9 protein-coding genes are annotated in these 11,564 nt (G+C 35.7%); 3 read left to right on the top strand and 6 right to left on the bottom strand.

Features of this window, described 5'->3' with window-relative positions:
* Positions 1-10: 10 nt before the first annotated feature.
* Positions 11-628, bottom strand: a complete 618-nt coding sequence (locus V7014_RS05570) for a DedA family protein (RefSeq protein ID WP_335505009.1) — start codon at positions 626-628, stop codon at positions 11-13.
* 295 nt (positions 629-923) lie between these two features.
* On the opposite strand from V7014_RS05570, the gene V7014_RS05565 reads away from it, so the two are divergent.
* Positions 924-2,018: an SDR family oxidoreductase gene (locus V7014_RS05565; protein ID WP_335505007.1), complete on the top strand. Its 1,095-nt coding sequence runs from the start codon at positions 924-926 to the stop codon at positions 2,016-2,018.
* A 68-nt stretch (positions 2,019-2,086) separates the two neighbouring features.
* Here V7014_RS05565 and V7014_RS05560 read toward each other — a convergent pair whose 3' ends face one another.
* Together V7014_RS05560 and V7014_RS05555 are read right to left on the bottom strand one after the other, a co-directional pair.
* Positions 2,087-3,343, bottom strand: a complete 1,257-nt coding sequence (locus tag V7014_RS05560) for a dicarboxylate/amino acid:cation symporter (protein WP_335505051.1) — start codon at positions 3,341-3,343, stop codon at positions 2,087-2,089.
* A gap of 178 nt (positions 3,344-3,521) precedes the next feature.
* Positions 3,522-4,544 (bottom strand): DctP family TRAP transporter solute-binding subunit, encoded by a 1,023-nt coding sequence (locus V7014_RS05555; protein ID WP_335505005.1) that lies wholly within the window; start codon positions 4,542-4,544, stop codon positions 3,522-3,524.
* Between the two features lie 132 nt (positions 4,545-4,676).
* On the opposite strand from V7014_RS05555, the gene V7014_RS05550 reads away from it, so the two are divergent.
* Positions 4,677-6,254: a sensor histidine kinase gene (locus tag V7014_RS05550; protein ID WP_335505003.1), complete on the top strand. Its 1,578-nt coding sequence runs from the start codon at positions 4,677-4,679 to the stop codon at positions 6,252-6,254.
* A gap of 12 nt (positions 6,255-6,266) precedes the next feature.
* Positions 6,267-6,959: a response regulator gene (locus V7014_RS05545; RefSeq protein ID WP_335505001.1), complete on the top strand. Its 693-nt coding sequence runs from the start codon at positions 6,267-6,269 to the stop codon at positions 6,957-6,959.
* 46 nt (positions 6,960-7,005) lie between these two features.
* Here the strand turns inward: V7014_RS05545 and V7014_RS05540 are convergent, their stop codons facing one another.
* The 3 genes from V7014_RS05540 to V7014_RS05530 all read right to left on the bottom strand — a co-directional run bounded on the left by V7014_RS05540 (position 7,006) and on the right by V7014_RS05530 (position 11,184).
* Complete coding sequence (locus V7014_RS05540) at positions 7,006-8,262, bottom strand: dicarboxylate/amino acid:cation symporter (RefSeq protein ID WP_335504999.1); 1,257 nt, start codon at positions 8,260-8,262, stop codon at positions 7,006-7,008.
* Positions 8,263-8,470: 208 nt separating this feature from the next.
* Positions 8,471-10,159 (bottom strand): glutamine--tRNA ligase/YqeY domain fusion protein, encoded by a 1,689-nt coding sequence (locus V7014_RS05535; RefSeq protein WP_335504997.1) that lies wholly within the window; start codon positions 10,157-10,159, stop codon positions 8,471-8,473.
* 170 nt (positions 10,160-10,329) lie between these two features.
* Entirely contained in the window at positions 10,330-11,184 is an 855-nt protein-coding gene (locus V7014_RS05530; protein ID WP_335504995.1) for a DegV family protein, read from the bottom strand.
* Positions 11,185-11,564 lie beyond the last annotated feature (380 nt).

The following is an 11,564-nucleotide window of genomic DNA, read 5'->3' as shown; positions in this document are numbered from 1 at the left end:
GCTCTTCTTGTTACATATCCTTACGCTCTTTACGTTTTTTCATGTACCAAACGATGACAAGAATTCCTAAGATGGCAAGTATAGCATAGACAACATTTGAGAAAATGTCCATGTAGCCAACAATTTCATGCCAGTTTGAACCTACGGCAGCTCCCACATTTACCAAGATCGTATTCCAGACAAGGGTTCCGATTGTTGTGAGTAAGAGGAATAAACCAAAGTTCATATTGGACATCCCAGCAGGAATAGAAATTAAACTTCTAATTAAAGGAATCAAACGGCAAAATAGAACCGTCCATATGCCATACTTATCAAACCATGCGTCGGCACGATATAAATCATCTTTTGTTAGACGTAATATACGACCATATCGATCAATAATTTTTTCTAAGCGTTCGACATCTAACAGTCGACCGATACCGTAAAGAAGAATGGCTCCTATAACAGAACCGGCCGTGGAAACCATGATAACTCCTGTTACAGTAAGGTTTGTTTTTTCGGTCATAAATCCACCAAAGGTTAGAATAACTTCAGATGGAATAGGGGGGAATATATTCTCTAATGCAATTAATAGAAACACTCCCCAATATCCAAACTGATCCATTACATCCATAATCCAAGCTTCCATTGTTGTACTCCTTTTTATTCTCTACACCTCTGATAAGTAAGAGGCTTATTTTCAATTCTACATTTGGATCACTTTAAGAAATCCGCATTAAAGTTTGTCCAAATATTACTTATATTTAACCTTATTACCATAAATAAGCAAGTATAACCGCTTTTTTATATCTTTGACATTATCGATTGTTTGAATGTTTGTCTAGTTTTTTATAGAAGGTAAATCCTTCTATGTTAAAAGGTTTTTTTCCTTATACCTAGAATTATGTAATGAAGAATATCATTGTTTTTCTAGGAGGATACCAATGAATCTAAAGCATGTGTACTTCTTCACCGGATTTCCGGGGTTTTTAGCTACTAGGCTTATAAAAGGAATGTTAAAAAGAGACGAATGTTTTGAGAGAGCATATTTATTAGTCTTGCCAGCACTTCAAGATCAGGCAAAGAAGAATGCTCATCAAATAGAGCAAGAACTCAATCTATCTTCAGGTACTTTACATGTTGTAGTTGGTGATATTACGAAGCCTAATTTAGATTTAGAGACGTCTTTTGATCGTGAAAAAGTAACGCATGTATTTCATTTGGCAGCCATCTATGACTTAGCAGTTCCGAAAGATATTGCTTATACCATTAATGTTACCGGAACGAAGCTAGTAAATGATTGGGTATTAACATTATCGAATATACAAAGATATATTTATTTTAGCACAGCATACGTAGCAGGAACGAGAGAAGGCGTTTTATTAGAAACGGAATTAGTTAAGCCGCCATCTTTTAAGAATTACTATGAAGAAACGAAGTATGAAGCTGAAGTGTTAGTAGAAGCCTTGAAGCAGCAAGTACCAACCACCATTATTCGACCGGGAATTGTGAAAGGTCATTCTTTAACAGGTGAAACTGTTAAGTTTGATGGCCCGTACTTTATTCTTAATACATTACGTGCAATCGGATCTCTTCCGTTTAAACCATATATAGGAAAATCAACGTCGAAAATTAATTTAGTACCAGTAGATTTTGTTATTGAAGCTACTTCTTACTTAGCTCTATATGAACAAGGCGCGGGGAAAACCTATCATTTAACAGATCCTAACCCTTATAGCGCAACGGAAATATATGAAATGCTAGTTCAAGAAATGTATAAAGTGAAGCCAAAGGGAGTCATTCCTATTTCTTGGTGCAAAGCTTTTCTTTCCCTAGCGCCAATTCGAAAGTTTCTTTATACAGAGCAAGAAACGATTGATTATTTTACGTGGAAGGGTCATTTTGATTCCCGTATAGCACAGGAAGATTTATTAAAAGCTAACATTGTCTGCCCTGATTTCAAAGCAGGTGTAAAGGTTATGGTTCAATATTATAAGCAACACGAGAATAATCCGAATTATCATGTACAGATCCGTTGATTAACCGCAAATACAAAAGCATGGCTTTTTCATTCAAGCCATGCTTTTTGTGTGAGAGGGGTATAGCTTTATACCGCTTCTTTATTATTGGTAGCGACTTCTAATGGAGGAGTGAATTCATTTTCCATTTTGGAAACAACTACAGTTGCTACACCATTTCCGATTAAGTTAGTAATCGCACGTGCTTCAGACATAAATCGGTCGACACCTAGTAATAAGGCAATTCCTTCTACTGGAATCATTGGGAATGCTGCAAGTGTAGCAGCTAATGTGATAAAACCAGAGCCAGTAACACCAGCAGCTCCTTTTGATGTTAGCATTAAAACTCCTAATAGAGTAAGCTCTTGCCAAATTGTTAAGTCAATGCCGTATGCTTGTGCGATGAAAATAGCTGCCATTGACAAATAGATTGAAGTTCCATCCAGGTTGAAAGAGTAGCCAGTAGGTATAACAAGGCCAACTACTTGTTTTGAACATCCATAATCCTCTAAACGTCTCATCATACCAGGTAGAGCGGATTCTGAAGAAGATGTTCCAAGAACAAGCATGATTTCTTCTTTAATATAAGCCATGAATTTGAAGATACTAAAGCCGTAGAATTTCGCAATGCCACCTAAAATGAAAACGATAAATAGGAACATTGTGATGTAAACAGATCCCATTAACTTACCTAATGAAATAAGTGAACCAAGTCCGAAGTTTCCAATTGTATAAGCCATTGCTCCGAATGCAGCGATAGGTGATAGTTTCATAACCATGTTTACGATTTTGAAGAATATTTCTGCTATATTTTCAAAGAAAGTAATAACGGGTTTTGACTTATCTCCAAGAGAGGCAGCCGCTAATCCGAATAATACCGCCGAGAATAATACAGGGAGAAGTTGACCACTAGCTAACGCACCGACTACGTTCTCAGGAATAATGCTTAAAACAAAGTTAACGAATCCATGTTCACTTTCAGAAGCTTGTTGTGTATATTGTGAAACATCTCCCGCTTCAATTCCTTCTGTGTTTAGCCCTTTACCTGGCTGTACTAAATTAACAACGATAATACCGATTGCTAACGCTAGAGTTGAAACGATTTCAAAATATAGTAGCGCTTTTCCGCCAATTTTTCCGACCTTTTTGAGATTTCCCATACTGCCGATACCGATGACAACAGTTAGGAAGATAATTGGTGCAATCAGCATTTTGATTAATTTAATAAAGATATCAGCTAGCACTTTAAGCTGTGCACCAAATTCAGGGAATATAGCTCCCAATAGAATCCCGAGGATAATACCAGTTATAACTTGAACCGTTAGATTCTTAAAATTTATCTTCATAGCTAACCCTTCTTTCGTATAATTGTTGTTACCGCTTTCATATGTGTTTTCATAATAACGGATAATGACAATCAATTGGTTTTATGGTTATAAAGGTCTTTTTGTTCTTTTTGGTCTCAAATAAAATAAGGACTCTACCCCGTAAAAGAGTAAAGTCCTTTATTGTACGTTTTTATAATTATGGCTTTAATTCATCTTGAATTTGCTTAATGAGTTCTGGGTTGATCGTTGCTTCATATTGCTGGTATAGTGGCTCCCACTTATTTCTCCAGGCCTTCTGTTGTGCTTGAGTAAGTGTAAAAATAGTCATTGAAGAGTTCTTTTTAATCTTTACTAAATCATTTTTATTCATTTGTTCAGATTGCTTCATATTCCACAATGTAGCCTCATTCAAAGCCTCTTGAATTTTCCCTTGAATATCTTTAGGGAGGCTGTTCCAAAATTCTTCGTTCATCATGACGGCATAACCTAAAACACCGTGATTGCTTATAGTCATATATTTTTGCACTTTATAAAAGCCTTTTGAATATATGTTAGATGCGGTATTTTCTTGCATATCAATATCATTTTGTTCTAGTGTGGAGAATACTTGATCAAAACCGATTTCCTTAGGCCTAGCATCTAATAAACGAAATTGTTGTTGAAGCATGTCGCTAGGCATGGTTCTAACCTTTAATCCTCTAAAATCTTGTGCATCTATTAACGGTGTTTTGTTGGAAGTCATTTGCTTAAAACCATTAATCCAAAATGCCAGTCCTTTACTATCTAATTGGGTGAGCATATCAAGTAATTTTTCACTTGTTTCACCGGTAAAAACCTTTTGAATAGCATCATAATCATTTAAGAGGTATGGTAAATCAAGAACTTGCCACTCTGGAATCATTTTTGTGATTTTTGAGTAAGAGGGAGCAATCATTTGGATATCACCATTTTGTAAAGCGGGAACTTCCTCATCGTCTGAATAAAGCATGCTATTTGGATATACTTCAACTTTAACTTTACCGTTCGTTTTCTGTTCCACAAGTTTTGCAAACTTATTTGCTGTCAATCCTTTTGGGGTATTTTCGGCCACTACATGGCTGAAGTTAATAACAATCTGATCGTTGAGTCCTGTTTGTTCATGATCAACGGGTAAGACAGAATCTTTCCCAAAATAATGTTGATATCCTAAGAACGTTAATACTAAAATAATTACTACCATAGAGGTGCTCATAAAAAATTTCAACTGATCATCTCACCTTTTCGTTTCGAATCTTCTTAATATTGTAACATATTTGGAAGTGTTACAATGATTGTGGAAGTTCATTCATAGATTAAGAAAGGATTTATGAGCATGAATCGTATTTCAATACATTGGAAGATTATGAGTTTTACATTCTTCATTATGGCTTTCTCGTTTCTAATAGCAGGTATTTTTGTATTAAATAATATTATGCAGACGAAAGAAGAAGAATTAAGTAATCGTTCTATGTTAATGGCACGAACGGTAGCTGAATTACCAGAAGTGCAGCAATATTTAAAAGAGGGAGAAGCCGCTTCGAAGCAGATTAATCCAATAGTTGAAAGAATTCGTGTTATTAATAAGGCTGATTATATTGTTGTACTCAATATGGATCGAGTTCGTCTTTCACATCCTATTTCGGGAATGATTGGAACTAAATCAAAAACAGCGGATGAAAATGCTGCTTTTGTGGAACATACGTATCTATCAAAAGCTAAAGGTGAAGTAGGAACAGTGGTGCGAGCATTCGTCCCGATTATGGATAAACAGCACAAACAAATAGGTGTTGTTATCTCTGGTTATGTGCTCCCAACAATGTGGGAAATCATGTTGAGCATCAAGAAAGAAATTCTTTTTACAACTTTGTTTTCGCTTTTCTTTGGAGGGTGGGGAGCTTGGACTCTTGCTCGACATATGAAGAAGCAAATGTTTGGATTAGAGCCACATGAAATTGCTAAACTTTATGTAGAAAGAAATGAAACTTTTAACGCCATGCATGAAGGAATTATCGCCATAGACAATAATTTGGTCGTTACTATTTTTAATAATAAGGCACGAAGGATACTAGGGGTAGAGGGAGATTTAGTGGGAAAGTCAATCTATGACATTCTACCGGATACTCGTCTCCCGGAAATACTAGATTTTAATTATCCAATTTACAATAAAGAGCTGCAAATTAATAATCATAATATATTAAGCAATCGTATTCCAATAGAAGTAAACAAAATGACTGTTGGAGCTGTAGCCGTTTTCCAAGATCAAACGGAAGTGAAGAAACTAGCTGAAGAATTAACGGGAGTAAAAGCATTCGTTCAAGCTTTACGAATCCAAAATCATGAGCATAAGAACAAGCTCCATACAATTGCAGGTCTTTTGCAGTTAAGGCATTATAATCGTGCATTAGAATATATCTTTCAAGTGAAAGAAGAACAGGAAGAGTTAACAAAATTCCTAGATGAAAAAATAAAAGATGATAATCTATCAGGGTTATTGCTTAGTAAAATCGGTCATGGCAAAGAATTAGGAATTACTGTTGAAATAGATCGCAATAGTAAACTGACCCGTTTTCCGAAGGGACTTGATCACCATGATTTTGTTATCATCCTTGGAAATTTAATCAATAATGCATTTGAAGCAGTTCAGATGGATGAGAATGAAGAGAAGTACGTGTTTATTAGTTTAGATCAAGATGATGAAACGTTTTCGATATTAGTAGAAGATAACGGAATGGGTATAAATACAGAGATACTGGATGAGATTTTCTCGCAAGGGTATTCAACTAAGCAAGGTATGGGTAGAGGAATCGGCTTATATTTAATAAGCGAAATTGTTAAAAAGGGAAAAGGAACAATTCAAGTAGAAAGTGCTCCAAACGAAGGTACGAGCTTTATTATTACATTTGATATGTAGAAGGTGGTTTGTATGGAGAATATTACAGTTCTATTGATTGAAGATGATCCCATGGTGCGAGAGGTAAATCGTCAATTTATAGAAAAAGTGAAGGGGTATACGGTAATAGGATTTGCTAGTAATGGTGTTGAAGGCATCGCACAGATTGAAGCGTTAAAACCAGACCTTGTTTTTATGGACATTTTTATGCCGGAACAAGATGGACTATTGACCATTCAAAAGATTCGCGAGAAGAAACTACAAGTGGATGTCATTACAGTAACAGCTGCTAATGATATGAAAACAGTTCAACATATATTGCAATTTGGCGTCTTTGATTATATTATGAAGCCTTTTTCATTTGAAAGAATTAAGCAATCATTAGACAGCTATGTATCCTATAGACAACAAATGAGAAATAAAGTGGAAATTACACAAAATGAGTTGGATCAGATCTTACACTTTAAGAAGGTTGATTCGAAGGTAAATGAGACTGAATATTTACCAAAAGGTCTTAATCCAACTACATTAGACAAAATTGTAGATTATATTAGTTCGCAAACCGACCCTATTTCCGCTGAACAAGTATCCAAAGGTGTGGGTCTAGCTCGTGTTACGGCGAGAAGATATCTTGATTACTTAGAGAAGCAAAACAAAGTAGAAATCGTTATACAATACGGTGGTGTTGGTCGCCCAATCAATCAATATGTTGTGGTCGGTGATTAGAAGAAAAAAAGGTCGAGAGATACATACTCTCGACCTTTTATCTATGTTAAGCGGATGCTAGATTTTTCTTAAGCCAGTCTTTTCCTTCAACAAGGCGCGTTACCATCATGGCACAAACAGTGTTACCTGTACTATTAAGCAAGGTAGCAGGAGCGTCAATAATTGTACTAATAACAGCGATAATCGGTAGGGATTCTACTGGGAATCCAAAGATACTTAGTATTAGCATTTCACCAATCATACCTCCGCCAGGAATAGCACCCATTACGGCACCGACAAGGAATGAAACAACTAAAATGGTTAAGATGCTCGAAAAACTAGTCATATCTTTACCGAATAAAGCAAATAAGAAGACAATTTTCATGACGCCGCCTAAAACAGAGCCATCCTTATGTGTGTTTGCTCCAAGTGGAATAACTGTTTCAGCTATGTCTGTAGGCACTCCCATTTTCTTTGTAGAATCTAGGTTTACTGGAATGGATGCTGCACTTGAGCATGTTGCAATTGAAGTAACAGATGGCGGCAAAGCATTTTTCCAAAATACTTTAACACCAAGCTTTCCACCAGCATAGTACGCATATAATGAAAAGAAGCCAACAAAGTAAATGACTGTAAGTACAAGATATAGAATGAACACACGTGCATATCCTTCTAAGATAGATGTACCTAAATCACCGACTACAGAGGCGAAATAACACCCAAGTCCAATTGGCGCGTAGTACATGATGAAAGATACCATCTTCATCATTACTTCAGTACCAGAGGATAGGAAGTTAGCAATTGGCGTGCCTTTTTCTTTAGCAAATGCCGTTGCTAGCCCAAATAGAATAGAGAATATAATGAGTTGAAGCATGTTGTTTTTTGAAAGTAAGTCTGAGAAGTCTGAAACAGTTATTGTTTGAACAATTTTGTCTAGAAATGTTACTTCTTCAGTGGCAGTATCAACATCACTAGTTGTCATCAATTCTTTAATAGCTGTTGTATCTGTACCTTCAAGAGGATTTACGATGGAAACACCAATGATTCCAATGACACCTGCAATAGTTGCTGTTATGAAGAAGACAATTAGAATACTTCCCATGATCTTCCCCAAACGCTTCATTTCTGTCATATTAGCAATAGCTGATGCAATGCTAAAAAATACTAATGGAACAATGATCATAAACATTAAGTTTAGGAACAAGTCCCCGAATGGCTTCACAACTGAAGCTTTTTCACCAAATATGACACCTGCAATACCACCAATAATGATTCCGATTAGTAGTAGCAGTGTCATTTTATAATTATTGAAGAAGTTCCTCATATAATTCCGACCTTTCATAACTATTATTGAAACATAGTAACAAGTTCAATATATCACAAATAATTATTATATATTAAAGAATGAACAAGGTGGTGAATTTTCATCCACACTAGTTGAAAAAAATATTGTCAATAAAATAAATATAAAGAGACCAGATATGATAATCTGGTCAGATTGAAGTTTTTACCATTCACTTGCTTTGCTTACATTATATTTTAAACGAGCTTTTTAATGAAACAATTAAGTTAAATACAGTCTTTTCATCTGTAGTCAGTTTAGGATCAACATTAAAGTAGCCGTGGCGGAAGAATTGGAATTTGTCTCCACCTGTTACATCTTTCATGTTTGCTTCAACGAAACCGTCATGCACTTCTAAAGAATTTGGATTCACTTGATCCATGAATGTTTTTTCTTCAGATGATTCTTCGTTTTCTTCCGATAGAAGAGGGTTGAAGAGACGGAATTCCGCTGGAACTGCCTGTGTTGCTTCTACCCAGTGAAGCGTTCCTTTTACTTTGCGTCCTGTGAAGCCTGATCCGCTCTTTGTTTCTTGATCATATGTGCAATGAAGTTCTACTACATTGCCATTTTCATCTTTAATTACTTCTTCACATTTGATGAAATATGCATGCTTTAAGCGAACTTCGTTACCAGGGAATAGACGGAAATATTTCTTCGGTGGGTTTTCCATAAAATCTTCTTGCTCAATATAAATTTCACGAGAAAATGGAATTTGACGCATACCCATTTCTGGATTCTCTGGATTGATTTCTGCATCTAGCATTTCAACTTGCCCTTCAGGGTAGTTTGTAATAACGACTTTAAGTGGTTTTACAATACCCATTGTACGAGGCGCTTTTAATTTTAGATCTTCACGTACGAAGTGTTCGAGCATTTGAACATCTACGATACCAGATGTTTTAGCAACCCCAATTTCACGGCAGAAATTACGGATACTTTCTGGAGTGTAGCCTCTGCGACGTAGTCCAGAAATCGTTGGCATACGAGGATCGTCCCAACCATCTACAACACCTTCATCAACAAGCATTTTTAGTTTACGCTTACTCATAACTGTATCTGTTAAGTTTAAACGACCGAATTCATATTGATGTGGAGTAGCTTCTGTTTCGCAGTTTGCAATTACCCAGTCATATAATGGTCTTTGATCTTCAAACTCTAATGTACAGATCGAGTGTGTAATACCTTCAATCGCATCTTCTAATGGGTGAGCGAATGCGTACATAGGATAGATGCACCATTTGTCGCCTGTATTATGGTGAGTTGCATGTGCAATACGATAAATAACAGGGTCACGTAAGTTAATATTAGGTGAGCTCATATCAATTTTGGCACGTAATACTTTTTCTCCGTTACCGAAATTACCGTCTTTCATTTGTTCGAATAGTTCAAGGTTTTCTTCCACAGTACGATCGCGGAAAGGACTTTCTTTACCTGGCTCTGTTAATGTTCCACGATATTCGCGGATTTCATCAGCCGTTAAATCGTCGACATAAGCTAAACCTTTCTTAATAAGAAGGATTGCTTTTTCATACATAGTATCGAAATAGTCAGATGCGAAAAATAAGTTGTCCCAGTCATAGCCTAACCATGTAACATCTTCTTTAATAGCATCGACGTATTCTTGATCTTCTTTTAAAGGGTTTGTATCATCAAAACGTAAATTCGTTTTACCATTGAATTCATCTGCTAGCCCAAAGTTTAAAATGATACTTTTCGCATGACCGATATGTAAATAACCATTTGGTTCTGGTGGAAAGCGCGTTACGATACTATCGTGTTTGCCACTTTTTAAGTCATCCATAACGATTGTTTTGATAAAATTGGAAGCGTTTGGTGTATTATCACTCACTTTATTCAACCTCTTTCGTTTCTTCATCATTTAATTGAATTATATATAAAAAGTAATTTCATTACAAAACAAGAACTGTCAACTTTATGTGTAAATATAGCATATTTGGAAATGCATTTCTAATCAACATAAAGAAAACCTTTCACAGGCAACAAGTGTTAGCTGGAAAGGTTCTCTTACATAAGCTCTATTAGGCATTAATTGACAGGATCATTTGCCCAAGCTAGTGCAATTGTGCCTTCACCTGAATGAACGGATACGGTCGAGCTCAGTTCAGAAATTACTACTTCAAGATTAGGGTACTTACTTAGCAATTGCTCTTTGTATTGCAAGGCTTTTTCCATTACATTTCCGTGCATGACAAAGATTTGAGAAATATCACTTGTATGGTAGGCTGTTTCAAAAAGCTCGAGCATTTTTTTCACGGCTTTTTTCTCTGATCGAACCTTCTCAAACAATTCAAACTTTCCATCGAAAATACGAATAATGGGTTTGATTTGCAGGATATTTCCTAACAAGTATTGTGTACCGGACATACGTCCACCTTTGTAAAATTGATCGAGATTTCCAAGAACCATGTAATTCTCGACTCTATAGGCATCTTTCTGAAGCTGTTGACTGATTTCTTTGTAGTCTATGCCTTTTTCTTGCAACTCCATTCCAAGCCAAATCAATCGAGTAATTGCGATTGCCATAGCTTTAGAGTCTACTACTTCAACTGGAAAATTTGCTAGCTCTCCACCAGCTTTGCAGCTTGCCAAAGTTCCGCTTAAATCAGCAGAAATATGAATTCCGATTGCTGCATCGTAGTTTTCTTTCAGCTTCTCAAATAGTTCAGCGAATTTTCCAACGGGCGGTTGTGATGTTTTTGGAATTTCTTTTTCACTTTTGAGGCTAGTATAAAGTTGTTCAGTTGTTAGGTTTACTCCATCTTCATACGTTCCATGGCTAAATGTGACACTTAATGGCACTACATAAACGTCAGGATGATTTTGTAAGTCTTCTGGAATATAAGCGGTACTGTCAGTTATCCAAGCAATTTTCTTTTTCATAACATTTATCCTTTAACATAAATTTTTACATTGTATGATTAATGTATAGTTATGGCATAACTATACTGAGCGTATTCAATCCTATCTATTATTTTACTGTATTTAAGTACAGTTCTCTATTAATTGAAATAATAAAATGAAAAAATCTTGCTATAATCTTGTGTTTTGTTTGAAAAAAAGGCATTTGCACAAGGTGAAAACATATAAAAGTTATATATCGAAAATGATATAAAGCGAGATCAAGTTTTTCTTGTATAATGATAAATTGAAAGTATGTAAATGTTAAGTGCTTTATGAAATTATTAGTTAAATCACGAAAACTATTCATAGAAAATGCTATGAAGAAGAAGCATAAATGTTAAAGAAGCAGAGCTTTAGAG

Origin of the sequence: Bacillus sp. JJ722 (assembly GCF_036963345.1) — a bacterium.
GTDB lineage: Bacteria > Bacillota > Bacilli > Bacillales > DSM-1321 > Bacillus_AD.
The sequence above is the reverse complement of the archived record's forward strand: the minus strand, read 5'-3'. Positions and strand labels throughout refer to the sequence as shown.

Coding starts and splice junctions, on each gene's coding strand:
- V7014_RS05570 (WP_335505009.1), bottom strand. CDS start 628: ATGGAAGCTTGGATTATGGATGTAATGGATCAGTTTGGATATTGGGGA.
- V7014_RS05565 (WP_335505007.1), top strand. CDS start 924: ATGAATCTAAAGCATGTGTACTTCTTCACCGGATTTCCGGGGTTTTTA.
- V7014_RS05560 (WP_335505051.1), bottom strand. CDS start 3,343: ATGAAGATAAATTTTAAGAATCTAACGGTTCAAGTTATAACTGGTATT.
- V7014_RS05555 (WP_335505005.1), bottom strand. CDS start 4,544: ATGGTAGTAATTATTTTAGTATTAACGTTCTTAGGATATCAACATTAT.
- V7014_RS05550 (WP_335505003.1), top strand. CDS start 4,677: ATGAATCGTATTTCAATACATTGGAAGATTATGAGTTTTACATTCTTC.
- V7014_RS05545 (WP_335505001.1), top strand. CDS start 6,267: ATGGAGAATATTACAGTTCTATTGATTGAAGATGATCCCATGGTGCGA.
- V7014_RS05540 (WP_335504999.1), bottom strand. CDS start 8,262: ATGAGGAACTTCTTCAATAATTATAAAATGACACTGCTACTACTAATC.
- V7014_RS05535 (WP_335504997.1), bottom strand. CDS start 10,159: ATGAAGAAACGAAAGAGGTTGAATAAAGTGAGTGATAATACACCAAAC.
- V7014_RS05530 (WP_335504995.1), bottom strand. CDS start 11,184: ATGAAAAAGAAAATTGCTTGGATAACTGACAGTACCGCTTATATTCCA.